Below are 25,572 nucleotides of genomic sequence, written 5' to 3'. Positions count from 1 at the left end.
AGATGAAAGCCATTCTACTCGCGACGATCGGGATGACGCTGGCGGCCGGCGCCGAAGCCGAGCCTTCCAGCAAGGTGGCCTGGACTCCGGCGGCGCTCGACTTCGTCAAGAAGGGCGACGCCGACCGCGGCAAGGCGCTGTCCGCCCCTTGCGCCGGTTGCCACAACGGCACCGGTACCAATCCCAACCTGAACGGCCAGTTGCCGACCTACTTTTACCGCCAGCTGCAGGACTACAAGAACGGAAACCGACAGGACCCGGCCACGATCATGAACTCCATGGCATCGGCCTTGAGCGACCAGGACATGGCCGACCTGGCCGCCTGGTACGGCAAACAGGCGCCGATGCTCGGTGCCGGCGGAGCGGCGGATGCCACCGGCATCGCCCAACGCGGCGAAGGCCGGCGCATGGAGCCGGCCTGCTCCAGTTGCCACGGCGGGGAGGGGCAGGGCGAAAAGGTCGACACCCCCCGTCTCGCCGGCCAGAGCGCGGCCTATCTCGAAGCGACCCTGCTGGCCTACAAGAGCGGCCAGCGTGCCAACGACATCTACAGCCGCATGCGGCTGATCGCCGGAAAACTCAGCGATGCCGAGATCCGTCAACTGGCCGCTTACTATGCCAAACTGAAATAGCGGTCCGGGATTACGGAGGACGCGGCTTCGGGCGCGTCCTCCGCCGAGTGCTCACCTGCGACCAAAGCTGTCGCCGTCCTGCGGTATCCTTCTTCCCGTACCCGGATTCCGGGTCCGGGAGAACGTCCAGAATGTCCATCGAACCCAGCGCACAGCCACGCCCGGATGCCATCGCCGGCGGGCTGTACGGCCTGCTGGTCGGCGATGCCGTCGGCCGCTGCTACGAATTCAAATCGGCCGTGGAACTGCCGCCGCCCGAAGCCATCGCCATGCGGCCGCCGTCCGGCTATCCCGCCACCTATTCCTTCGTTCCCGCCGGCACCTGGACCGACGATGGGGCCCAGGCGCTGGCCCTGCTCGACTCGCTGCTCGAATGCGGCCGGCTCGATCTGGACGACTTCGGCGCCCGCCTCCTGGCTTGGTGCGACGAGGGGGCCTACACTCCCGACGGGCAGGTGTTCGACATCGGCATTCAGACCGCCCGCGCATTCAGCCGGATGCGCGCCGGAATACCCGCGGCCCGGGCCGGCGACGCACACGAACATGCCAACGGCAACGGGGCCTTGATGCGGGTGTTGCCGCTGGCGCTCTGGCACGGGGGCGATGATGCGGAGTTGGTCCGGCTGGCGATCGAGCAGGGCAGGCCCACCCATGGCCATCCCCGCAGCGGCGTGGCCTGCGCACTGTATTGCCTGCTGGCGCGGCGGCTGTTGCGAGGCGAAACCGCCGAGGTCGACGCCGTCGCCCGTGGGGCTGGTGAATTCCTCGATGACGACGAGCGGACTGAACTCGACGTGCTCATGACTGCGCCGCAACGAGCGCATCCCGCCGGCACCGGCTACGTCGTCGACACCTTCTGGAGCGCACTGCGGGCGCTGGAGTCGTCCAGCTACGACGCCGTCATCCGTGCCGCCGTCGGTTTCGGCAACGACACCGATACCACTGCCTGCGTCGCCGGCGGCCTGGCCGGCATCCGGTTCGGGATTGCGGGCATTCCGGCGGACTGGAAAAACGAGTTGCGCGGGCGGGACCGGGTCGAAAGCCTGCTGGAGCGGCTGACACGCGATTGATCTTCTCCCAGCCCTGGCCGATACTTTGTTGAAATTTTCAACAAGCGAGGCCATCCATGGCCACCGTCAATTTCAGTGTCCCGGAAGACGTCAAGAACGCCTTCAACGAAGCCTTCAAGAATCAAAACAAGAGCGCCATCATCGCCGAGCTGATGCGCGAAGCGGTGGAGCGCGCGGCGCGCAAGCAGCGCAGCGCCGACGCGATCGACCGGATTTTGGAGCGGCGCAGGCATGCCCCGGCCGTTACGGATGAAGAACTGCGCGCCGCACGGGAAGAAGGCCGTCAATGATCCTGGTGGTCGATGCCAGCGTCGCGCTCAAATGGTTTTTTCGGACCCGCGACGACGAGCCCGACAGCGACCTGGCATTGGCGATCTTGGCCGGCGTGGTCGAGGATCGGATTCAATTGCTCCAGCCACCCCACTTCATCTCGGAAGTGGCTGCCGTCCTCGCGCGAGAAAAGCCGGAACAAGCCCCGGACGACATCGCCGATCTCCTGCGCATCGAATGCGCCTTCGCGGATACCTTGGATACCTATGCGACCGCCATCGATCTTTCCATCCGCTGCCGGCATCACCTGTTCGACACGCTTTATCACGCCGTCGCCCTGAGCACCCCTGGCGCCATGCTGGTTACCGCCGACCGGCGTTATTACGACAAGGCATGCGGTTTGGGGCGGATCGTCTGGCTGGCCGATTTCCGGTTACCTTCCTGAGGCAGGACAGCGAATGACCGATTTCCAGGATACGCTCCCCCCATAAAACTCCAATCGCAACGAACCCAAGGATGCCATCCTCCGCCAATGGGTCATGCTCCAGCTCATTATGATCGTTCCCACGTACCAGCCTGGGAACGCCACCAGGGGACGCTCCAGCGTCCCGACCTGAAGGAGAAACCGCATGGGCAGAAGCCGCTATGTGATTCTGGAGCCCGACAAACCCCATTTTCTGACCTGCACGGTTGTCGAGTCGCTTTCCGTCTTCACCCGGCCGGATTCGGTCCAGATACTCCTCGATAGCTGGTCCCATCAACGCGCGAACGACGGTTTGCGGCTCTTCGGCTATGTGATATTGGAGAACCACCTGCACTTCGTCGGCCAGGCCCCGTGGTTGGATAAATGCTTGAGCAGCTTCAAATCGTACACAGCCGCCCGGCTCATCGAACTGCTGGAGGCGCACAATGCGGAGCGCCTGTTGGCCCGACTGCGATTTGCCAACCGGGCGCATAAGAAGGATCGGGAATACCAATTCTGGCAAGAAGGCTCCCATGCCGAAATGGTTTTCAGCGACACTGTGATGCGGGAGAAGCTGGACTATATCCACCAAAACCCGGTGAAGCGCGGATATGTCGACTTGCCCGAACATTGGCGGTATTCGAGCGCGCGGAATTATGGCGGACAGGCAGGAATGATTGAGATCGACCGGTGGTGCTGAAGGAAACGGGACGCTGGAGCGTCCTTGGCTGCGTTCCCACGCTGGAGCGTGGGAACGATTAATGAGTTGCCGGCGCTTCGTTGAATACCCAATATCCCTTTCCCGTAATCATGGCCCCCCTCAACATCGTTTTCTCCAATCGCTTCGAATCCCTGGCGGAGCGCCTGTTCGACGATCTGGCGCAATCCGCGCCGGATCCATTCGTGGCGGAGCAGCTCATCGTGCCCAGCGTCGGCATCCGGCGGCGGCTGGAGCTGGACTGCGCGGATCGCTTCGGGGTGTGCGCGAACGTCGAATTCAGCTATCTGGCGCAATGGCTGTGGGCGCAGATCGGCCACGTGATCGAGGTGCGGGAGGCCTCGCCTTTCGAGCCGGCGACGTTGGCCTGGCGGGTGTTCTGGGCACTGGGTGACGAGTCCCTGGTTGCGGCGCATCCGCGCTTGGCGGCTTACCTGAACCGGGCCGATGCGGCGATGCGGTTCGACCTGGCGCAGCGGGTGGCGCGTTTGCTGGAGCAGTACATCACCTACCGGCCCGACTGGCTGGCGGCGTGGCTGGAAGGGAGGCCGGCCGACGGGCTGGCCGAGAGCCGGGAAGACGAGGCTTGGCAGGCGGCGCTGTGGCGGGCGCTGATGGATGAACTGGGCGCTCGGCGGGAGCATCCATCGGTGGCGTTCTTCCGGGCGGTGGAGGCGATGGGCCCGGAAGCGACGCGGCGGGCCGGGCTGCCGGAGCGGGCCCGCCTGTTCTGTCTTCCGACCATTCCGCCGCTGTATCTGGACATCCTTGGCAAGTTGGCGCGCTGGACCGAACTGCATTTGTACGTGCTGAATCCGTGCCGGGAGTACTGGTTCGAGATCGTCGATCGCAAGCGGTTGAGCTATCTGGAAGCGCGGGGCGATGCGCTATACCGCGAGACCGGCAACCGCCTGCTGGCGACCTGGGGGCAGCAGACCCAGGCGCATATCGACCTGCTGTTCGACCGGGCGGAGGGTGCGGTGATCGACGATGCCGCATTCGAGTCCCCTGCCGGGAATAGCCTGCTGGCGACGGTGCAGGCGGCCATCCTCGATCTGCGCGATCCCGAGCCGGGCTGCGGCTCGCGTTTGGCGGGGGACCGCAGCATCGAGGTGCATGTCTGCCATTCGCTGGCGCGGGAGCTGGAGGTGCTGCACGATCAGTTGCTGGCGATGCTGGCCCAGCCCGATGCGCTGAAAGTCTCGGAGGTCCTGGTGGTCACGCCGCGGCTCGAAGAGGCGGCGCCCCTCATCGACGCGGTGTTCGGCACGGTGCCGCCGGCGCGGCGTATTCCCTACACGATCACCGGTCAGCGCAGCGCGGTGGAGAATCCGGCGGCGGCTGCGCTGCTGGCCCTGCTCGATCTGTTCGCCTCCCGCTGCAAGGCCAGTGCGGTGTACGAATTCCTGCAGCGTCCCTTGGTGCATGCGCGCTTCGGCCTGAGCCAGGACGATCTGGAGCGCATCCACGACTGGTTCCAGGCGGCGGGCATACGCTGGGGGCTGGACGGAGCGCACCGGAAGGCAGCGGGGCTGCCGGAGATCGAGCAGCACAGTTTCCGCGACGGCCTGGACCGGCTGTTTCTGGGCTATGCGATGGGGGAGACCCCCGTGCCGTTCGACGGGCGCTTGCCGGCCGCAGATGCGGAAGGGTCGGAGGCGCTGGCCCTGGGCGGATTCGCCCATTTCGTGGACACGCTGGATCACTGGCACCGCGCCTGGAGTGTGCCGGTGGCGCCCGACCGGTGGGTCGAGCGGCTGAATGCCCTGGTGGGCGATTTTCTGGCCGAGACGGCGGAGGGCATCACCGCGCTGCAGGAGGTCCGCGAGGCCATCGCCACCCTGGCCCGGCACTGGGCGGAGGCCGGCGTGGCCGGGCCGATCGAGCCGGAAGTGGCGCGGGCGGCGCTGGAGTCGTTGCTGGACGACCCGGCCCGGGGCGGCATGCCCTCCGGGCGAGTCACCTTCACCGCCATGACCAGCCTGCGCAACCTGCCGTACCGCGTGGTCTGCATCATCGGCTTGAACGACGGCGTGTTCCCCAGCCCGGACCGGCCGGCCGAATTCGATCTGATCGCCCAGGCCCCGCGCGGCGGCGACCGCCAGCGCCGGCACGACGAGCGCAACGTGTTCCTCGACCTGCTCCTGGCGGCACGGGAGCGGCTCTACCTGAGCTATACCGGCCGCAGCGTGCGCGACAACAGTCACCTGCCGCCCTCGACGCTGCTGTCGGAGTTGCTGGACTACGTGCTGCCGCTGGTCGCCGCGGAGGGCGAAAGCCGGGACGAGGCCCGCCGCCGGCTGGTGGTCGAACATCCGCTGCAGGCGTTCTCGCCGGTGTATTTCGACGCCGGGCTGCCCAAGGATCCGCGTCTGGCCAGCTTCAATGCGGAATATTGCGAGGCTTTGCAGGCTGCTCGTTCCCCTCTCCCTCTGGGAGAGGGGCGGGGGGTGAGGGCTTATGGCGCCCAATTGCAAGAACCTGAAAAAAATTCCCTCACCCTAACCCTCTCCCAGAGGGAGAGGGAACTGACGGTTCACGGTCCAGCGGGTCCAAACGCCGAGGAGGAACAGAACGATCTGGACCCTGAACCCTCCCCCTTCTTCCCCGCACCGCTGGCCGCACCGGAGCCGGAATGGCGCGAGCTGACGCTGGACGGCTTGAAGCGCTTCTTCCGCAACCCCTGCCGCTATCTGTTGGAGCAGCGCCTAGGGCTTACCCTGGCCGAGGGCGAGGAGGAGTTGGCCGACGATGAGCCGTTCCTGCCGGGATATTTCGATCGCGGCGAGGTGGCGGCGAGATTGCTGCCGCTGATCCTGTCGGGTGCTTCGGAGGAGGTGATCGAGGCGGCCGCGCAGGCCGGCAACGAATACCCCCACGGCCATTTCGGCGAACTGCTGCTCAAGGGCGAGCTGGCGCGGATTCGGGACTACGCCGGCAGGATCGCCGGGTACACGCGGGAAGACCCGCTCGATCCGCTGCCGGGTACGTTCGAATTCCGGGTCGAGGGCGAAGCCTGGACCTTGAGCGGCGTGCTGGGCAATATCCGCGCGGCCGGGCTGGTGCGCTGGCGCTACGACGACACCCGGCCGGCGGATTATCTTTCCGGCTGGCTCGACCACCTGTTCCTGAATGCTATGGCTACCCGAGGCGTGGAGCCGGCCACGACCTGGGTTTCGCGGGACGGCGAATTCCGGCTCAAGCCGGTCGCAGACGCGCGCGAACGATTGCAGGAGCTGGTCGACCTCTATCGCCTGGGGCTCCGGCAGCCGCTGCATTTCTTCCCCAAGAGCGCCTGGGCCTGCGCCATGAAGCTGCGGCAGGGAGAACCGGAGGCCGCGGAGCGCGAGGCGCGCAAGCGCTGGGAATCCTCCGGTTTCAGCCATGGCGAATCCGAGGACCCCGCCTACCGGCTGGCGTTGCGGGGTGTCGCCGATCCCGTGGACGATGGGTTCTTTCTCGCTGCCGAAACCGTATTCTGTCCGCTATTGGGCCACTTGGACGACCCGCGCATACCATGACCCCGGCACATCCCCTCGACGTCTTCGGCTGTCCGCTGGCTGGCGTCAACCTGATCGAAGCCTCTGCCGGCACCGGCAAGACCTGGAACATCTGCGGCCTGTACCTGCGGCTGCTGCTGGAGCAGGAACGGGAGGTGCGGGACATCCTGGTCGTCACCTTCACCAATGCGGCGACGGCCGAGTTGCGCGAGCGCATCCGCGGCCGGATCGTCGAGACCCTGGGGTTCCTGAACGGGGCGGGCGGCGCTGCGGGCGATCCCTTCGTTCCCGCTCTGGTATCGACCCTCGAAGGACGGTTGGAGCGGGGCGAGATGCGGAAGCGGCTGGACCGGGCGCTGCTGGGTTTCGACGAGGCCTCGATCTTCACCATCCACGGCTTCTGCCAGCGCGCCCTGGCCGGGACGCCGTTCGCTGCCGGGCTTCCGTTCACGCTGGAACTCGTTCAGGGTGACGAGACGCTGGTACAGGAGGTCGCCAACGATTTCTGGCGCCGGCGCGTGGCGGCCGGCAGCCTGAGCCGCCTCATGATCGCCCATCTGGTCGAATCGGGCGACGAGCCCACGTACTATGCCGGCCTGCTTAAGCGCGCGCTGGCCAAGCCGTTGTCGCCGCAGCTGTGGCCCGAGCCGGTGGAGGCACCGGGCGAGCGGGACGAACTGGCGTTGTCGGAAGCTTTCCGCGAGGCGCAGGCGCTATGGCGGGAGGCTTCGGCCGGCATCGTCCGCCTGCTGGAAGCGGCGCTTGCAGACCTCAATGGCGTGTCCTTTAAGCCGGCTTCCATCGAGCAGGCACGTGTGGCTTGGGAGGCGTGGTTCGCGACGCGGGATCCTCAGGCGCCCGTAGAAGACAAGGTCAGGCTGTACCGGGCGACTGCCCTGGAAAAGGGCACGAAGAAGGGGAAAACCACGCCGGTACATCCTTTCTTCGATGCCGCCGAAAGCCTGTTGGCGCTTAAAGAAGGCATCCAGCAGCGTTTGGCAGCCGCGCGCCTGGGCCTGATCCGCGAACTGGTCGAGCAGGGCGGGCAAGCGCTGCGGGAAGAGAAGCGCCGGCGCCGGGTGATCGGCTTCGACGACATGCTTTGGAACGTCCACGAGGCGCTGACGTCAGGCCGCTACCCTTGGCTGGCGGCGGCCCTGCGCAGCCGCTATCCGGCGGCGCTGATCGACGAATTCCAGGACACCGATCCGCTGCAGTTCGCCATCTTCCGCGCCCTGTACATGACGGAAGGCGCGGAGGCCGGGCCGGTGTTCCTGGTCGGCGATCCCAAGCAGGCGATCTACAGCTTCCGCAATGCCGATCTCCACACCTACCTCGGCGCCCGCCGCGAAACCGACCGGGAATACACCCTGGCGGAAAACCAGCGCTCGCTGGCGGGTGTGATCGATGCCTGCAACGGCCTGTTCGGCGCCAACCCGCGGGCCTTCATGCTCGACGGTCTCGACTACCATCCGGTGCGGCTGGGTGCCAAGCCGCGCAAACCGTTCGCCGATGCCAGCGAGCGGCGGGCGCCATTCCAGGTCTGGCTGCTGCCGAAGGACGAGGCGGGTTCTCCGGTGCTGCGGGCGGAAGCCATGCGGGTTTGCACGGATACGACCGCCGCCGAGATCGCGCGATTGATCCGGGAGGGCCGGACCGGGCGCATCGGCGTCGGCGAGCGCGGCTTGCGCGCCTCGGACATCGCGGTGCTGGTGCGCAGCCACGCGCAGGGCCGGCGCATCCGTCAGGCCCTGGGTGCGCTGGGGGTGGGCAGCGTCGAGCTGTCGCAGGCCAGCGTATTCCATGCCGCCGAGGCCGAGGAGATCGAACGCATCCTGCTGGCGGTGCTGGAGCCCAACCGCGACCGCCTGTTGCGGGGCGCGCTGGCGACCGAAATCATGGGCTTCGATGGGCCCGCGATCGCCGCGCATTCGGCCGACGAGAGCCGTCTGCTGGATACTGTGCTGCGCTTCGGCGAGTACCGCGAGCTGTGGCGGGAGCGCGGTTTCGGGCCGATGTTCCGCCGCTTCCTGCATGACGAAGGCGTGGCCCGCCGGGCGCTGGCCCGTCCCGACGGCGAGCGCCGCCTCACCAATTTGCTGCACTTGGGCGAGTTGCTGCACCAGGCCCAGGCCAACCTGACTTCGCCGGACGCCTTGCTGCGTTGGCTGCAGGGCCGGCGGCGCGACACCGCCGCGGCACCGGATGCCGCCCAGTTGCGGCTGGAGTCCGACCAGAATCTGGTGCAGATCGTCACCATCCACAAGTCCAAGGGGCTGGAGTACCCGGTGGTGTTCTGCCCTTATCTCTGGGATAGATTCCGCAACAGCAGAGGCGGGCAGGAAGGCATCGAATACCACGACGAGGCGGGCCGGCCGGTGCTCGATTACCGTCCGGAGGCGAAGGGCGACGCCGGCATCAAGGGTTTGCGCCGGTTGGAAGACGACGCCGAGACCCTGCGCCTCGTCTACGTGGCCCTGACCCGTGCGGTCTACCGCTGCTACCTGTTCGCCGGGATCTACGGCGCCAAGAATGGCAACTCGGTGTCCTACGGCGAAAGCGCCCGCAGTATGCTCAACTGGTTGGCCTGCGGGAAAGACTACACGCCCGGGCAATGGCAGGATTCCAAGACCGGGATCGAACCGGCACAGGTGGAAGCCGCCTGGCGGGGCTTGGCGGACTCGGTCGGCGCCGACTTCGGCGTCGGGCCCATGCCGGCCATCCCACGGACGGCAGCATCCGAGCCGACAGCGGACCCCGACCGGCTGGCGGCGCAGACGCCGCCGCCCTGGGTGCCGATCGGCTGGTCCATGGGCAGCTTCACTTCCTTGAGCCGGGCCATGGACGCCGGCGCCGAGGGGCGCGACCACGACGCCTTCAGCGCTCCGGTCGGGGCGGGCCAGCCGTCGGCAACACTGCCCGAGAGCGACATCCTGCGCTTCCCGCGCGGCGCATCGGCCGGCATCTGCATCCATCACCTGTTCGAGCGGGCCGATTTCACCGATCCGGCCGGTTGGGATACAGCCGTCGAGCGCGCCCTGGCGATGCAGCCGCAGGGCGGAGCGCCGTTTCTTCCCGCCATGCTGAAAAACATGCTGGCCGATGTGCTGTCAGCCGATCTGGGCGACGGCCTGCGGCTGAGCGGAATCGGCCGCGGGCAGCGGCTGAGCGAACTGTCCTTCCACATGCCGGCGGAGGGTCTGGACCCGGCGCGCTTGGCCGCGGTGCTGGGCGGCCACGGCTATTCGATCGGCGCGCTGGATTTCCGGACGCTGAGCGGCTATCTGCAGGGCGCCATCGACCTGGTGTTCCGTCACGGGGGCAAGTACTACCTGCTGGACTGGAAGTCGAACCATCTCGGCTATGCGCGCGAGGACTACGGTGCCGCGGCACTGGCGGAGGCCATGACCGCGGAGCGCTATCACCTGCAATACCTGCTGTACACCGCCGCGCTGAACCGTTACCTCGCCCGGCGCCTGCCGGACTACGACTACGCCACCCATTTCGGCGGGGTGTACTACCTGTTCGTGCGCGGAGTCCGGCCGGCTTGGAACGGTGCCGGGGTCTATTTCCATCGGCCCGCTGAACCTTGTATCGCCGCGCTGGATGCCTTGATCGGCGGGAGGCTCGAGGCATGAGCGTCGTGGAATCCGCTCTTTCCCCCCAGCATCGCCTCGCCGCCGGCTTCGCCCGCCGCCTCCTGCGCTGGGCGCGCGACGGGGCGCCGGGCTTGGGTCCGCCCGAGGTGCTGGAGCGGGCCGCCTTCCTGGCGAGCTTCGCCACTACCGAGGGCCACGTCTGCACCGATCTCGACGCCCTGTCGCAGGCGTTTCCGGAGCGGAGCAAGGACGAGCTGCGGGGTATCCTGCTCGGATCCGGCGTGGTCGGGAGCCCTTCCGATCCGCCCCGTCCTCTGATCCTCGATGCCGGCGGCCGGCTCTATCTCTACCGCTATTTCGACTACGAGCGGAGGCTGGCGCGCATGCTGCGGCGTTTGGCCCATGGCCGCGAGGGGCTGGCGCCGCCGTCCGAAGCGGTGCGGGACCAATTGAGCGCCTTGTTTCCGGGGCGGTCCGACGGTCCCGACTGGCAGAAACTCGCCGCCGCCCTGGCCCTGCTGGGCCGGCTCACCGTCATCAGCGGCGGGCCGGGCACCGGCAAGACCACGACGGTGGTGAATCTGCTGGCTTGTCTGATCGTCCAGAATCCGGAGTGCCGCATCGCCCTGGCCGCCCCCACCGGCAAGGCGGCCGCCCGGATGCTCGACGCCCTGCGCGAGCGGGCGGCGCATCTGCCGGAGGGCATCCGGGCGAAACTGCCGGATGATGCCTGCACCCTCCACCGGTTGCTTGGGGTGATTCCCGGCAGCGGTCAGTTCCGCCACCACGCCGACAATCCGTTGGCGGTGGATGTGCTGGTGGTCGACGAGGCGTCGATGCTCGATCTGGGGCTCGCGACCAAGCTGGCGGAAGCGGTGCCCGCCAGCGGACGGCTCATTCTGCTGGGAGACAAGGATCAGCTCGCCGCGGTCGAGGCCGGGGCGGTGTTCGCCGAAATCAGCGCCGATCCGGGGCTGTCGCCGGCGGTCATCGAGCAGCTTGCCGCGCTGGCGGAAACCGATCCCGCCGGCATCGTCACCGCCGCGCCGGTCCAGGCCACCCCGCTCAAGGATTGCGTGGCCTGGTTCAGCCGGAATTACCGTTTCCGCAGCGATTCCGGGATCGGGCGGCTGGCGGCGCGGGTCAACTCGGGAGAGGCCGAGGCCGTCATCGCGGACTTGCGGGCCGGCGGGGACGACACCGTGACCTGGCGGGAGGACGCGGCCGCGGTTCCTGGCGCGGGCCTGCTCGAGGCGCTGCTGAAGGGCTACGCGGATTACCTGGCCGTCATGCTAGCCGGCCCGGCCGAGCCGCAGGCCGCGTTCTCCGCTTACAACCGCTTCCGTGTCCTGTGCGCGGTGCGCGAATCCCCGCGCGGGGTGGACGCCGTCAACCGCATGATCGCCCGGGAATTCCGCCGCCGCCTCCGGCTGGCGGCGGACGATCGCGTGGAATGGTATCCGGGCCGGCCTGTGATGGTGCTGCGCAACGACTATGTGCTGAAGCTGTTCAACGGCGACATCGGCATCGTTTTGCCCGAGCCGTCCGGCGAGCTGCGGGTGCGCTTTCCCGATACCGAAGGCGATTTCCGCGCCATTCCGCCGGCCCGTCTGCCGGAGCACGAGACTGCCTTCGCCATGACCGTGCACAAGTCGCAGGGCTCGGAGTTCGACGAGGTGGCGCTGCTGCTGCCGGATCGGACCTCGCCGGTGCTCACTCGGGAGCTGATCTATACCGGCATCACCCGGGCCCGGAGCGCGGTGTCCCTCATCGGCGGCGCCCAAGTCCTGGAGGAGGCCATCCGCCGCCGCACCGACCGCCATTCCGGTCTGATCGACCGGCTGGGGGAGATTCCGTCAAGCATGAAAGGAGAGTCGTCATGAACTGGATCACGCGCTGCCGAAGGCAGCTTTTCATCTTTGCGGTCATCGTTGTCGTCCCTCGCCTATTGTCTGCCGATCCGGGAGGGGCTCCGTTCTGGCCGGACACCGGCACCGGCCGGCTGGCCGCTCTGGCGCTGGTTCAGACATTCAACGCCGAGCTTCTGGCGAGCCGCAGCGCGACGCTGGTGCTGGAAAGATGGTGCCGCGACTACCGGCTGGCCGCCGAGCCGCGCATCGTGGCCGAGCGGGCGAGGGGGGAGGACAAGGCGCCCGACGCCGAGCAGCTCCAGCGCCTGGGCGTGGCGTCCGCCGCCGAGCTGAAATACCGCCGGGTCCGGCTCAAATGCGGCGGGCGGGTGCTGTCCGAGGCGGACAACTGGTACGTCCCGGCCCGGCTGACGGCCGAGATGAACCGGCTGTTGGATACCACCGACATACCGTTCGGCAAGGCGGTGGCACCGCTCGAGCCGTATCGCCGGACCTATTCCGCCCGGCTGCTGTGGTCGCCGCTGCCGGAAAACTGGGCTGTGGCGGGACGAACCGAGCCGCCCGCCCGGTCTCCGGCCGGGCTGGCCGTTCCCGCGGGACTGCTCGAGCACCGGGCCGTGCTGTACACGCGCGATAATCTGCCGTTTTCCGAAGTGCACGAGGTCTATCAACGGGATGTCCTGGGATTTGCCCCGCGTCTGCCTTGAGTGGAGGCCCACACGGATGGAGGACAAAAATTGTTGGCAAGAATCGAATGCATCGTTATAATGCCCGCTTCTTGTCGAATTACGACAGGCGCGTAGCTCAGTTGGTTAGAGCACCACCTTGACATGGTGGGGGTCGTTGGTTCGAGTCCAATCGCGCCTACCAAGCATCCCGGGAAGCATCGCAAGGCGATGCTTTTTTGTTTGTGGGTTCGAGTCAAACCGCGAGCGTCGATATTATGCCCGTCGTTACCCTGCCCGACGGTTCCCGCCGGGAATTTGATCATCCCGTCACGTTGCTGCAGGTGGCCGAGTCCATCGGGCCCGGGCTCGCCAAGGCGGCGCTGGCCGGCCGAGTGGATGGCAGGCTCGTTGATCTGTCCCATCGCATCGAAACGGATGCCCAGGTCGCGCTGGTGACCGCGCGCGATCCGGAAGGGGTGGAAGTGATCCGCCATTCCACCGCTCATCTTCTGGCCCAGGCCGTCAAAGCGCTCTATCCGCAGGCCCAGGTGACCATCGGCCCGGTCGTCCAGGACGGTTTCTACTACGATTTTTCCTTCGAGCGCCCGTTCACGCCGGAAGACCTGGAGGCGATCGAGGCCAAGATGCAGGAACTGGCGGCCCAAGCCCTGCCGGTCGAGCGCAAGACCATGCCGCGCGAGGATGCCATCGTCAATTTCCAGAGCATGGGCGAGGCCTACAAGGCCGAGATCATCGAGGCGATCCCGGCGGGCGAGGTCATCTCGCTGTATTCCCAGGGCGATTTCACCGACTTGTGCCGCGGCCCGCACGTACCGGACACCGGCCGGCTCAAGGCCTTCAAGCTGATGAAGATCGCCGGCGCCTACTGGCGCGGCGACTCGCGCAACGAGATGCTGCAGCGCATCTACGGGACGGCCTGGGGCGACAAGAAGGATCTCGCCGCCTATCTGCAGCGGCTGGAAGAGGCGGAACGGCGGGACCACCGCAAGCTCGGCAAGGCGCTGGACCTGTTCCACATGCAGGAAGAAGCGCCCGGCATGGTGTTCTGGCACCCCAAGGGCTGGACCCTGTGGCAGGAGATCGAGCAGTACATGCGCCGGGTGTTCCGCGACAACGGCTATCAGGAGATCCGCACCCCGCTGGTGGTGTCCAAGACCCTGTGGGAACGCTCCGGCCACTGGGAGAAATTCTCGGACGAGATGTTCACCACGGCATCCGAGGAGCGCGACTACGCGATCAAGCCGATGAACTGTCCCTGCCATGTGCAGGTCTACAACCAGGGTTTGAAGAGCTACCGCGACCTGCCGCTGCGGTTGGCGGAGTTCGGTTCCTGCCATCGCAACGAGTTGTCCGGCGCCTTGCACGGCCTGATGCGGGTACGCGGCTTCACCCAGGACGATGCGCACATCTTCTGCACCGAGGAGCAGATCCAGGACGAGGTGTCCCGCTTCATCGACCTGCTGTTCAAGGTCTACGCCGATTTCGGCTTCAGCGACGTCCTGATCAAGTTGTCCACCCGGCCGGAAAAGCGGGTGGGTTCGGACGAGGTGTGGGACAAGGCCGAGCATGCGCTGGAAACGGCCCTGAACGCGAAGGGGCTCGATTGGGACCTGCAGCCGGGCGAGGGCGCATTTTACGGCCCCAAGATCGAGTTCTCGCTGAAGGACTGCCTGGACCGGGTCTGGCAGTGCGGCACTGTCCAGGTGGATTTTTCCATGCCGGACCGGCTCGGAGCCAGCTACGTCGCCGAGGACGGCGCGCGGCATGTGCCCGTCATGCTGCACCGGGCGATCCTCGGTTCCATGGAGCGATTTGTCGGAATCCTGACGGAACACTACGCCGGGCACTACCCGTTGTGGCTGGCGCCGGTGCAGGCGGTGGTGCTCAACATCACCGACCGGCAGGCCGATTATGCGGAACGGATCGCCCAAGAGTTTGTCTCTAAAGGATTTAGAGTCGCGGCCGACTTGAGAAATGAGAAGGTCGGCTTTAAAATCCGCGAACATTCCATGCAGCGGGTACCTTATTTGCTTATCGTTGGCGATAAGGAAGTCGAAGCGGGAAGCGTTACCTTGCGGACGCAAGACGGTAAGGATCACGGCAGTTTCGGGATCGGCGATCTGGTGGTGAAGTTCACTGAGGAATCGACGAAGCGCGCCGTGAGTCATTAACACATCGGAGGACTGGGGTTATCACTGCCAACGACAAGAAAGAGCCGCGACTCAACGAGGAGATCACGGCCCCCGCCGTCAGACTGATAGGCGCGGATGGACAACAGCTCGGGATTGTTTCTTCGCGAGAAGCCAGACAGATGGCCTACGATGCCGATCTGGACCTGGTCGAGATCTCGCCGGGTTCGGACCCGCCGGTATGCCGGGTCATGAATTACGGCAAGTTTCGGTTCGAACAGAACAAGAAGCTTCAGGCTTCCAAAAAGAAGCAGAAGCTGATCCAGATCAAGGAAGTCAAATTCCGTCCGGGTACGGACGAAGGCGACTACCAGGTCAAGCTGCGCAATCTCATTCGCTTTCTGAACGACGGCGACAAGGCCAAGATTACCGTGCGGTTCCGGGGGCGCGAACTGGCCCACCGCGATCTCGGCATGGACCTCTTGAAGCGGATCGAGACGGATCTGGAGGAATACGCGTCGGTGGAACAGTTCCCGAAACTGGAGGGGCGGCAGATGAGCATGACGCTTGCCCCGAAAAAGAAAAAGGCTTGATACCTGGAGATTAACGAAATGCCTAAGATCAAAACCAATCGCGGCGCTGCCAAGCGCTTCAAGCGGACCGGCTCCGGCGGCTTCAAATGCGTGCAGTCGCATCGCCGTCATATCCTGACGAAGAAGTCCACCAAACGTAAGCGCCAGTTGCGCAGCCCGGACATGGTGCATCCGTCCGATGTGCGTGCAGTGGCTCGCATGCTGCCGTACACCTGAACAGTCCCGTTACCGAGTTACCGCAAGAGGAATAAGCCATGGCACGAGTCAAGCGCGGAGTGATAGCGCGCGCCCGTCACAAGAAGGTCCTGAAACAGGCCAAAGGTTACTACGGCGCCCGCAGTCGTGTTTACCGCGTCGCCAAACAGGCGGTCATCAAGGCCGGCCAGTACGCCTATCGCGACCGCCGTCAGAGGAAGCGTCAGTTCCGCGCCCTGTGGATTACCCGCATCAACGCCGGCGCCCGTGAGTTCGGCCTGTCCTACAGCCGTTTCATCAGCGGTTTGAAGAAGGCATCCGTCGAGATCGACCGCAAGGTCCTGGCCGATCTGGCCGTCCGTGACAAGGACGCCTTCGCAGAATTGGCCCGCATCGCGCAGGGCTGATTGCTTACGAGCCGTTTCCGGCGGAGGGTGTGCCTCCGCCGGGCCTCTCCGCTACCCATAAGAACAGTCCGCCGTGAGTTCTTCGCCCGAGTCCACCCTGGAACAAGCCGCACGCCTGTTGGCCGCGGCCGGAAACGTCACCGAGCTGGACCAGGTCCGGGTGCGTTATCTGGGCAAGAAGGGCGAGTTCACCGAGCAGATGAAGGCGCTTGGGACGCTTGCGCCGGAGGAACGCAAGGAATTCGGCCAGCGTGTCAATCAGGCGCGCGATGAATTCCAGCAGTTGCTGGAACAGCGCAAGACGGCCCTGGAGGCGGAAGCCCTGGCGGTGCGTCTGTCCGGCGAAACCATCGACGTCACGCTCCCCGGCCGCGGTCAGGGGCTCGGCGGGGTGCATCCCGTCACCCTGACCCTGCGCCGCATCACCCAGCTGTTCCGCAGCGTGGGATTTTCGGTGGTCGAGGGACCGGAAATCGAGGACGATTTCCACAATTTCGAGGCGCTGAACATCCCGGCCCATCATCCGGCCCGCGCCATGCACGACACCTTCTATTTCAGCGAGCACACGCTGCTGCGCACCCACACCTCGCCGGTACAAATCCGGGTGATGGAATCGGGGCAGCCGCCGCTGCGGATCATCGCGCCCGGCCGGGTCTACCGCTGCGATTCCGACCTCACCCACACCCCGATGTTCCACCAAGTCGAGGGTTTCTGGGTCGACCAAAACGTCAGCTTCGCCGATCTCAAGGGGACGCTGTACGAATTCCTGACCGGCTTTTTCGAGAAGGACTGCGCGGTGCGGTTCCGCCCGTCGTATTTCCCGTTCACCGAACCTTCGGCCGAAGTCGATATCGAATGCGTGATCTGCGACGGCCAGGGCTGCCGGGTCTGCAAGCACACCGGCTGGCTCGAAGTCATGGGCTGCGGCATGATCCACCCCCGCGTATTCGAGGCGGTAGGCATCGATTCGGAGCGCTACAGCGGCTTCGCCTTCGGCCTCGGGGTCGAGCGTCTGACGATGCTGCGCTACGGTATCAACGACCTGCGCCTGTTCTTCGAAAACGACCTCAAGTTCCTGCGGCAGTTCAAGCCGTTCTGATCCCAAAAGTTCCCGCCGAAGAGCCGACATGCGCCTGAGCGAAGCCTGGTTACGCCAATACGTGAATCCCGCGGTCGACACGGCCGGGCTGGTCCACCAGTTGACCATGGCCGGGCTCGAGGTCGACGGCGCCGAGCCCGCGGCGGCCGATTTCAGCGGCGTCGTGGTAGCCCGGATCGTGGAAGCGGCCCCGCATCCGGAGGCCGACCGCCTGCAGATCTGCCGGGTCGAAGCCGGTCGAGGCGAGCTTCTGCAGATCGTCTGCGGCGCGCCCAACGCCCGTGCCGGCCTGGTGGCGCCGTTGGCGACCGAAGGCGCGGTGTTGCCCGGTCCACTGAAGATCAAGCGGTCCCGCCTGCGCGGGGTCGAATCCTTCGGCATGCTGTGCTCGGCCAAGGAGCTGGGCATCGATGAAAATGCGTCGGGCTTGCTGGAACTGCCGGTCGATGCCCCAGTGGGGGCCGACGTCCGCGACTATCTGCAGCTCGACGACAGGATTCTGGAAATCGATTTGACTCCCAACCGCGCCGACTGTTTGAGCGTGGAAGGCATCGCCCGTGAAGTGGCGCTGATCAACCGTCTGCCGTTCCAGGGCGTCGAAGCGGGAGCGGCGGCGGCGACCGATCGGCAACTCGCCGTTCACCTGGATGCACCCGAAGCCTGCCCGCGCTATCTCGGCCGGGTCATCGCCGGCATCGACGCCAAGGCACAGACCCCGCAATGGCTGAAGGAGCGTCTGCGCCGCAGCGGGCTGCGCAGCCTGGGGCCGGCGGTCGACGTTACCAACTACGTGCTGCTCGAGCTGGGCCAGCCCCTGCATGCCTTCGACCTGGCGAAGCTTTCCGGCGAGATTCATGTGCGTTGCGGCCGTGAAGGCGAGTCGCTGAAGCTGCTGAACGGGGAAGAAATCACCTTGTCTTCCGAGGTGCTGGTCATCGCCGACCAAGAAAAGGCTCTGGCGCTGGCCGGCATCATGGGCGGCGAAGAGAGCGCGGTGAGCGAGGCCACCACCGACATTTTTCTGGAGTGCGCGTTCTTCTCGCCCGCCCTCATCATGGGCAAGGCGCGGCGGTACGGCCTGGCGACCGATTCCTCCCATCGCTTCGAACGCGGCGTCGATCCGGAGTTGCAAACTCGGGCGATCGAGCGGGCTACGGCCTTGCTGCTGGAGATCGCCGGCGGCCGGGCCGGCCCCATCACCGAGGCGGTGCGCGAGGATCTGCTGCCGGTTCGTTCGCCGATCCGCCTGCGCGAGCAGCGCATCGGGCAACTGCTCGGTCTGGCCCTGGCCCGCGACGAGATCGCGGACATCCTGAGCCGCCTCGGCATGAACGTCGCTCCCAACGATCAGGGTTGGACAGTCACCCCGCCGAGCTTCCGTTTCGACATCGCCCTAGAGGCCGACCTTGTCGAAGAAATCGGCCGCGTCTACGGTTACGACAACATCCCCCGACGCCGCCCCGCCGTGGCCTCGGCCATGCAGCCGGCATCGGAAACTGTGCTCGGGCTGGATCGGGTCAAGGACCTGCTGGCCGACCGCGGTTACCAGGAAGTCATTACCTACAGCTTTGTTTCTTCCGATCTGCAGCGGCGGATCGATCCGCAACTCGAACCCGAAACACTGCTGAATCCGATTTCGGCCGATCTGGCAGTGATGCGGACCAGCCTGTGGACGGGCCTACTGGATACGGCGCAGAGAAACTTAAGCCGGCAGCAGGAGCGGGTGCGCATTTTCGAGACGGGGCTCAAATTCGCAAGGCGCGGCGGCGCCCTGGAGCAGCGCAACACCCTGGCCGGTCTCGTGCTGGGAGCGGCGCTGGGCGAGCAATGGGGGGAGAAGGGCAGGCGGGCGGACTTTTTCGATGTGAAAGCCGACGTCGAGGCTATACTGGGCTTGACCGGTAGGGCATCGGTGCGCTTCCGGGCGGCGGCCCATCACGCCTTGCACCCCGGCCAGAGCGCCGAAATCCTGATCGGCGGTGACGGCGCCGGCTGGCTGGGCATGCTGCATCCGCAAATCGAGCGCGAACTCGGCTTCGAGCAGCCGGTTTTCCTGTTCGAGCTCGACGCCGGAGCCCTGCTGCAACGCGATCTGCCCCGGTTTGCGACCTTGTCCCGGTTCCCGCACGTGCGGCGGGATTTGGCGCTGGTCGTAGAGCGGGCGGTGCCTGTCGCGGACCTGCTGGAAGTTGCCGCCGCGAGCGGCGGCACCCTGGTTCGCGACACGGTGCTGTTCGACGTTTACCAGGGGGCTGGCGTGGAGGCCGGCAAGAAAAGTGTGGCGCTCGGCGTCACCCTGCAGGATGCGGAGGATACGTTGACCGACGATCGGGTGGACGAGGTCATGGCCCGGATCGTGGAACGGTTGGCGGCTGATTTTGGTGCGAAATTGAGAGAATGAGGCAATGGCGCTAACCAAAGCGGATATGGTCGAAAGGTTGTTTGTCGAGCTTGGCTTGAACAAGCGGGATGCCAAGGAACTGGTCGACCAGTTTTTCGAGGTCATCAAGCTTTCGCTGGAAAGCGGGCGTTCGGTAAAACTCTCCGGTTTCGGCAACTTCGATCTGCGCGACAAGCGCCAGAGGCCCGGTCGGAATCCCAAGACCGGCGAAGAGATCCCGATCACCGCGCGGCGCGTGGTGACCTTCAAGGCGGGCCAGAAACTCAAGGCCACGGTCGAAGCGCTGCAGGACGAAGGTGAGTCCCCTGAGCTGGGGGACGAGGATATCTGACGGCCTTCCGGGGTCGATTGTCAGGCCGGCGCCAGCTTGCCGTCGAGCAGACGGCGCTGGCGCCGGTCCACGTTCATGACGCCGACGTTGGCGAGCAGTGTCGATGTCGTGCCGTTCAGGGCGCCGGTGAAAGCGCCCGCGATGCACAGCGCGTTGGGCAGGAGCGCACGTTTGCAGGCGGAGCCGACCTTGGCTTCCTGGGTTTTTCCCAGCTCGAGCAGCCTGGGCAGTGGAGCGATGGTGGCGCCGATCAGACTGATATCGGCTGGTCTGCCGTCCATTGCGGCGCCGCCCAGTCCAAGCGTTACGTGGGCCACCGCGGCGAGTTCGTCGGGAATGTCCGCAGTGCCGAGATAGGCGGCTTTGCGGCCTGACTGGGCGAGCTTTTTCAGAAAGCGGATTTTTTCCGCAGTTCCCATTTCTCCGCCGCCAAGATCGGCGCCGAGGCGCTTGGACAGCTCGGCGGCTTTCTGGTGGTCTTCCCGGGAAACCACGACGATCGTCAATCCCAGTGCCTTGAGCTCGCCCAGCGATTCCGCGGCTTTCGGGTCGGCGGATAGGCGGAAGCTCAGGCGTGCGGCCTCCTTGCCATCGACTTGCACCCGCACGGACGGAGCAGGGTTGGACGGATCCGCGGTATCGTCGGTCAAGCTGACGGTTTGGTTCCCGATGATGCCCCGGGTCAGGCCCGGTCCCAGCTGGACGCCATCGGCCGGGTACGGGGCCAAAGCGAGAGTCCGGCATGCAGCGGTCAGCGCTTCGGACCGCGCATCGCCGAGATAAACGCCGATCGATGCGCATTGCCGCAGCAGTTCGGCCGTGTCGTCCGTGGACGCATGCACGTTCTCCAACCCCACGCCCGGTGCCAGCAGAGCGGGCACGTCGCCGTCGATGACGAGGATATCCACCTCACCCAGGCGCGATAGGGCGGTGGGCGAGTTCACCGGCGCGCCGAATCGCAAAGCCAGTTGCATGTCCCGGAAGGACTGGGTCGGGAAGGCGACGTGCGGCCCGGTGATCCAGTCCTGGTGCAGGATGGCGCTGACCGTGTGCAAGCCGCCCGTCGCCAGTCCGATGCCGGCGAGAGCCAGATTCGGCAGCACGCTGCGTTCGGCTGCCGCGGCTGCCTGTTGCCGCAGGCCGCGGTCTTCGGACATGGCGGCGGCCCGGTCCGCGATGGCGCCAGCCAATCGGGCCGCTTCGGTTTGGGTATCCCGGACTTCGATGGTCAGATTGCCGGCGACCAGCAGGCTGCTGGCGAAGACCCGGTCGTGCGGGCGTTTTCTCGCAGGGCCGGGCGAGCCGCGAAGGCGGGTCTCGTCGGCGAGTCCTTCGCCCGCCACCACCCAACCATCCACCGGGATGAGCTCGGTTTCCCGCACCTTGATTCTGTCCCCCGGTTTCAGCGCGGCGACCGCGACGTTGGTTTCGACGCCATACTCGTCCACTGCTACTGCTCGCGGCGTAAGAGGGAATGCCTCGTTCAGCAGAGCATGCGTTTCTGCGGCGACTTTCCTGCGCCAGCGCCGCTGCCAAAAGCAGCCGAGCCATTCGGCCAGGGCCGAGGCGATCGGCGAGCCAGTCGCGACGGAGCAGGCGACCACGACGGTCTGGAACACGGGCACGCCCAGCTTGCCGCGCGCCAACTGGCTGCCGGCATCGCGGAAGGTGCCCAGGCGGGTGGCGAGCAGCACCCCGGAGGCCAGAGGGATCATGGCCGGAAACACGAACTGTCCTGCGCCGCACAGGGCCATGTTGAGGTTGGCGGCGCCGAACGCGACTGGGCGATACCGCGGAACGGTATGCTGAAAGCGGGTAGCGGGTAGGAGTTCCTCGGTGCGCCGGATCACGGCCTCCGCGTTGGCGCCGGGTTTCAGCCGCACTCGGAGACGGCCTGTGAGCGGCGATAGCGATATGCGCTCCACGGCGCCCTCGGCTTCCAGTCTGCTACTGATGCGGCGGGCGGCCTGTTTGCCATCGGTGAAAAAGCCGGGAAGGCGGAACTCGATTTCGCGCGGACCTTTCCGGATCACTTGCAGGCAGGAAATCGCGCCGTTGCGGCGGTGCAGCTCGGCGCGTTCGTCGGTGGGCCAGACCGGCAGGGCGCTGTCGTCGAGTTCGACACAACGTCCGCTGACCGCGTCGGCCAGGCGCAGGCTGAGCAGCTTGCCGTCGTCCCCGGGCCGGAAGCGGACCAACGCGGAGCCGGCGGCGGGATCGAAGCTGAGGGATTCCACCTCCGGCAGGGCGAACACGCGTCGGGCGAACCGTCGCTTCAGTGAAACGGATCCCTTGCCGAGCCTGATACGGTCTTCAATCCGCAGCCAGTTCGGGCCGGCCTTGATCTTTGGTTGCATGTTCATGCTCGGTCTCTGGGGGTCGGGGAACGAAGGCGGCGCGCGGCCTGCCTGGCGCGCAGTTTGTTATAGTATGAGAAAATACCCAGTTTTTTGATGTCCGGAACAGACATGGCGTCAGGCAAGCCGATCGAAGTCGGGATTATAGGCGGCACCGGTTATACCGGTGTGGAATTATTGCGGATTCTGGCGCTGCATCCCTATGTGCACATCCGCGCGGTCACCTCCCGCGCGGACGCCGGGAGGCCGGTGGCCGATCTGTATCCCAATCTCCGCGGCTACGTGGATGCGGTGTTCAGCGAACCCGCGGCCGAGAATCTCGGCGCCTGCGACGTGGTGTTCTTCGCCACGCCCAACGGCATTGCCATGCAATCGGCGCCGGCTTTGCTCGAGCAGGGCGTCGTCGTCATCGACCTGTCGGCGGATTTCCGCCTGAAGGATGCGGACGAATGGGCGCAATGGTATGGGCAGGCGCATGCCTGTCCCGAGCTATTGGACGAAGCCGTCTATGGCCTGCCGGAAGTCCGGCGCGATGCGATCCGCTCGGCGCGCCTGATCGCCAACCCGGGCTGCTATCCCACGGCGGTCCAGCTTGGTCTGCTGCCCTTGCTGGAAAACCGGCTGGTGGCGGCGGACCGGCTCATTGCCGACGTGAAATCCGGCGTCAGCGGCGCCGGACGCAAGGCGGAAATCCCGCTGCTGATGAGCGAAACCGGCGAGAGCTTCAAGGCTTATGCCGTGGCGGGGCACAGGCATTGGCCGGAGATCGTGCAGGGCTTGGTGCAGATGGCAGGGGAGCCGGTGGGGCTGACCTTCGTGCCGCATCTCCTGCCGATGATCCGCGGCATCCATGCGACTCTCTACGCCGCGGTGATCGACGAGCCGGGCGACATCCAGCGGCTTTACGAGGAGCGCTACCGCGACGAGCCTTTCGTCGACGTGCTGCCGCCCGGCAGCCACCCGGACACGCGCAACGTGCGCGGCTCCAACCGCTGCCAGATCGCGGTGTTCGAGCCCCGGGGGAGCGGCCAGATCGTGGTGCTGTCGGTGATCGACAATCTGGTCAAGGGCGCCGCAGGGCAAGCGGTGCAGAACATGAACCTCAGATTCGGTTTCGAGGAAACCACCGGCCTCCAAGCCATCGGCCTGTATCCATGAAGACCACGCATCCTTCCGTTCTCGAAACCTTGACCACGGTGCGCGACTACATCCGCTGGGGTGCGACGCGTTTTTCCGAAGCCGGCGTGTTTTTCGGCCATGGCACCGGGACCGCGCTGGATGAGGCGGCCGCGCTGGTCATGCACGTGATCCGCCAGCCGCACGACATGCCCTCGGGCTACTTCTCCGCGGTGCTGACGTTCGAAGAGCGCGAGCGCATCCTGCACCTGGTCGACCGGCGGATCGAGGAGCGGGTGCCTTTGGCCTATCTGACCCACGAAGCCTGGTTTGCCGGCCTCAAATTCTACGTGGACGAGCGGGTTCTGGTGCCGCGCTCTCCCATCGCCGAACTGATCGAAAACCAGTTCCAGCCCTGGCTGGAGCCCGATGCGGTCGGCGGCGTGCTCGACCTGTGCACCGGCAGCGGCTGCATCGCAATTGCCTGCGCCGAAGCCTTTCCCCAGGCGCGGGTGGACGCGGTGGACATTTCCGGCGGCGCGTTGGAAGTAGCGCGGATGAATGTCCGTGCCCATGGGCTCGAAGATGCCGTGCGGCTGGTGCATTCGGATCTGTTCCAGCAGCTCGACGGGGGCCGCTACGATCTGATCGTCAGCAATCCGCCTTACGTGAATCGGCAGGAATGGCGTGATCTGCCATCCGAGTACCATGCCGAGCCCCGGCTCGGGCTGGAGTCGGGCGAGGATGGCCTGGATTGCGTGCGCCGCATTCTCGCCGGCGCGGCGGACCGGCTCAAGCCGAACGGTGTCCTGGTGGTGGAGGTCGGCTCCAGCGCCGAAGCGCTGGCGGCGTTCTACCCGGAGGTCGATTTCCTCTGGCTGGATTTCGAGCACGGCGGCGACGGCGTTTTCCTGTTGACCGCCGCTCAGGTCGAAAGGCATCGGGACCTGTTCGAGCGTTCCCTCGGTCCGGAAACGGCGGCCGCCAGCAGGACCCTCCAATAAGCGTAGCGAGAAACCATGTCCGGAAACACCATCGGCAAGCTGTTCACCGTCACTTCATTCGGCGAAAGCCACGGCCCCGCGCTCGGCTGCATTGTCGACGGCTGCCCGCCGGGACTCGCGCTGTCCGAGGCCGATCTGCAGCACGACCTGGATCGCCGCCGGCCGGGTCAGTCCCGGCATACCACCCAGCGGCGCGAGTCGGACACCGTCAAGATCCTCTCCGGCGTGTTCGAGGGCCGCACCACCGGGACGCCGATCGGCCTTCTGATCGAAAACGAGGACCAGCGCTCCAAGGATTACGCCAGCATCGCCGATCGCTTCCGGCCCGGCCATGCCGACTACACCTACCACATGAAATACGGCTTCCGCGACTACCGCGGCGGCGGACGCTCCTCGGCACGCGAAACCGCAATGCGGGTGGCGGCGGGCGGCATCGCCAAGAAATACCTGCGTGAGCGTTTAGGAATCGAAATTCGAGGTTACCTGGCCCAACTCGGTCCGATCCGGCTCGAGCCGGTTGACTGGGCCGCCATCGACGACAACCCCTTCTTCTGCCCCGATCCTGCCAAGGTTCCTGAACTCGAAGCCTACATGGATGCTCTGCGCAAGGAAGGCGATTCCATCGGCGCGCGGGTCAACGTCGTGGCGAAGGGCGTGCCGGCCGGCCTGGGCGAGCCGATCTTCGACCGGCTCGACGCCGAACTGGCCTACGCGCTGATGAGCATCAACGCCGTCAAGGGCGTGGAAATCGGCGCCGGCTTCGCCTGCATCGAGGCCAAGGGTTCGGTATTCCGCGACGAAATGAGCCCGGACGGGTTCCTCGGCAATTCCGCCGGCGGCATCCTGGGCGGGATTTCCAGCGGCCAGGACATCATCGCCAGCATCGCCTTGAAGCCCACGTCCAGCCTCCGCATCCCCGGCCGTTCGGTGAACCTCCAGGGCGAATCGGTGGAAGTCATAACCACGGGCCGCCATGACCCTTGCGTCGGCATCCGCGCCACGCCGATCGCGGAGGCGATGATGGCCATCGTGCTGATGGATCACTATCTGCGCCACCGCGGGCAGAACCAGGACGTCGTGCGCACCCTCGATCCGATTCCCCCCAGCGCGCTCTAGTCCCGCCCGCCC

20 protein-coding genes and 1 tRNA gene are annotated in these 25,572 nt (G+C 66.0%); 20 read left to right on the top strand and 1 reads right to left on the bottom strand.

From position 1 onward, the window contains the following. Positions 1-2 precede the first annotated feature (2 nt). The 17 genes from OOT43_RS07495 (at position 3) to OOT43_RS07415 (ending at position 19,967) form a co-directional block, all read left to right on the top strand. A complete protein-coding gene (locus OOT43_RS07495) occupies positions 3-632 on the top strand; it encodes a c-type cytochrome (protein WP_266024213.1) in 630 nt (209 codons plus the stop codon). A 131-nt stretch (positions 633-763) separates the two neighbouring features. After that, complete coding sequence (locus OOT43_RS07490) at positions 764-1,702, top strand: ADP-ribosylglycohydrolase family protein (protein WP_266024212.1); 939 nt, start codon at positions 764-766, stop codon at positions 1,700-1,702. 56 nt (positions 1,703-1,758) lie between these two features. Then, entirely contained in the window at positions 1,759-1,992 is a 234-nt protein-coding gene (locus OOT43_RS07485) for a hypothetical protein (protein WP_266024211.1), read from the top strand. Then, positions 1,989-2,417 (top strand): type II toxin-antitoxin system VapC family toxin, encoded by a 429-nt coding sequence (locus tag OOT43_RS07480; protein WP_266024210.1) that lies wholly within the window; start codon positions 1,989-1,991, stop codon positions 2,415-2,417. Before OOT43_RS07485 ends, OOT43_RS07480 begins: the two co-directional genes overlap by 4 nt. A 184-nt stretch (positions 2,418-2,601) precedes the next feature. Further along, entirely contained in the window at positions 2,602-3,135 is a 534-nt protein-coding gene (locus tag OOT43_RS07475) for an REP-associated tyrosine transposase (RefSeq protein ID WP_266024209.1), read from the top strand. Between the two features lie 110 nt (positions 3,136-3,245). Beyond that, positions 3,246-6,674, top strand: coding sequence for an exodeoxyribonuclease V subunit gamma (gene recC / locus OOT43_RS07470; RefSeq protein WP_266024208.1), 3,429 nt, complete (start codon positions 3,246-3,248; stop codon positions 6,672-6,674). After that, positions 6,671-10,291, top strand: coding sequence for an exodeoxyribonuclease V subunit beta (gene recB, locus OOT43_RS07465; protein ID WP_266024207.1), 3,621 nt, complete (start codon positions 6,671-6,673; stop codon positions 10,289-10,291). The genes recC and recB overlap by 4 nt, the downstream gene beginning before the upstream one ends. Then, on the top strand, positions 10,288-12,135 hold the full coding sequence (recD, locus tag OOT43_RS07460) for an exodeoxyribonuclease V subunit alpha (RefSeq protein WP_266024206.1): 1,848 nt from the start codon (positions 10,288-10,290) through the stop codon (positions 12,133-12,135). The genes recB and recD overlap by 4 nt, the downstream gene beginning before the upstream one ends. Beyond that, complete coding sequence (locus OOT43_RS07455) at positions 12,132-12,830, top strand: hypothetical protein (RefSeq protein WP_266024205.1); 699 nt, start codon at positions 12,132-12,134, stop codon at positions 12,828-12,830. Before recD ends, OOT43_RS07455 begins: the two co-directional genes overlap by 4 nt. Before the next feature lie 86 nt (positions 12,831-12,916). Continuing rightward, positions 12,917-12,993, top strand: a tRNA-Val gene (locus OOT43_RS07450). Positions 12,994-13,066: 73 nt separating this feature from the next. Then, positions 13,067-14,983 (top strand): threonine--tRNA ligase, encoded by a 1,917-nt coding sequence (gene thrS / locus OOT43_RS07445; RefSeq protein WP_266024204.1) that lies wholly within the window; start codon positions 13,067-13,069, stop codon positions 14,981-14,983. Then, complete coding sequence (infC, locus tag OOT43_RS07440) at positions 14,956-15,534, top strand: translation initiation factor IF-3 (protein ID WP_449406838.1); 579 nt, start codon at positions 14,956-14,958, stop codon at positions 15,532-15,534. The genes thrS and infC overlap by 28 nt, the downstream gene beginning before the upstream one ends. An 18-nt stretch (positions 15,535-15,552) precedes the next feature. Beyond that, positions 15,553-15,750: a 50S ribosomal protein L35 gene (gene rpmI / locus OOT43_RS07435; protein WP_010960033.1), complete on the top strand. Its 198-nt coding sequence runs from the start codon at positions 15,553-15,555 to the stop codon at positions 15,748-15,750. A gap of 38 nt (positions 15,751-15,788) precedes the next feature. After that, on the top strand, positions 15,789-16,136 hold the full coding sequence (rplT, locus tag OOT43_RS07430; RefSeq protein ID WP_169604364.1) for a 50S ribosomal protein L20: 348 nt from the start codon (positions 15,789-15,791) through the stop codon (positions 16,134-16,136). 73 nt (positions 16,137-16,209) lie between these two features. Next, on the top strand, positions 16,210-17,235 hold the full coding sequence (gene pheS / locus OOT43_RS07425; protein ID WP_266024203.1) for a phenylalanine--tRNA ligase subunit alpha: 1,026 nt from the start codon (positions 16,210-16,212) through the stop codon (positions 17,233-17,235). Between the two features lie 28 nt (positions 17,236-17,263). Beyond that, positions 17,264-19,636: a phenylalanine--tRNA ligase subunit beta gene (gene pheT, locus OOT43_RS07420; RefSeq protein WP_266024202.1), complete on the top strand. Its 2,373-nt coding sequence runs from the start codon at positions 17,264-17,266 to the stop codon at positions 19,634-19,636. A gap of 4 nt (positions 19,637-19,640) precedes the next feature. Then, complete coding sequence (locus tag OOT43_RS07415) at positions 19,641-19,967, top strand: integration host factor subunit alpha (RefSeq protein WP_266024201.1); 327 nt, start codon at positions 19,641-19,643, stop codon at positions 19,965-19,967. Positions 19,968-19,987: 20 nt separating this feature from the next. On the opposite strand, the gene OOT43_RS07410 is transcribed toward OOT43_RS07415, so the two are convergent. Beyond that, entirely contained in the window at positions 19,988-22,330 is a 2,343-nt protein-coding gene (locus OOT43_RS07410) for a P-type ATPase (protein ID WP_266024200.1), read from the bottom strand. 105 nt (positions 22,331-22,435) lie between these two features. On the opposite strand from OOT43_RS07410, the gene argC reads away from it, so the two are divergent. Genes argC through aroC form a run of 3 tightly spaced genes read left to right on the top strand, consistent with a single transcriptional unit; the run spans position 22,436 to position 25,560 of the window. Next, positions 22,436-23,482, top strand: coding sequence for an N-acetyl-gamma-glutamyl-phosphate reductase (gene argC / locus OOT43_RS07405; protein ID WP_266024199.1), 1,047 nt, complete (start codon positions 22,436-22,438; stop codon positions 23,480-23,482). Then, the gene (gene prmB / locus OOT43_RS07400) at positions 23,479-24,444 is read left to right on the top strand and encodes a 50S ribosomal protein L3 N(5)-glutamine methyltransferase (RefSeq protein WP_266024198.1); all 966 of its coding nucleotides are present in this window, start codon (positions 23,479-23,481) and stop codon (positions 24,442-24,444) included. The genes argC and prmB overlap by 4 nt, the downstream gene beginning before the upstream one ends. A 15-nt stretch (positions 24,445-24,459) precedes the next feature. After that, positions 24,460-25,560, top strand: a complete 1,101-nt coding sequence (gene aroC, locus OOT43_RS07395; RefSeq protein ID WP_266024197.1) for a chorismate synthase — start codon at positions 24,460-24,462, stop codon at positions 25,558-25,560. Positions 25,561-25,572: the final 12 nt, after the last annotated feature.

It is taken from the genome of Methylococcus mesophilus (assembly GCF_026247885.1).
GTDB lineage: Bacteria > Pseudomonadota > Gammaproteobacteria > Methylococcales > Methylococcaceae > Methylococcus > Methylococcus mesophilus.
This window is presented reverse-complemented; position numbering and strand designations above follow the sequence as displayed.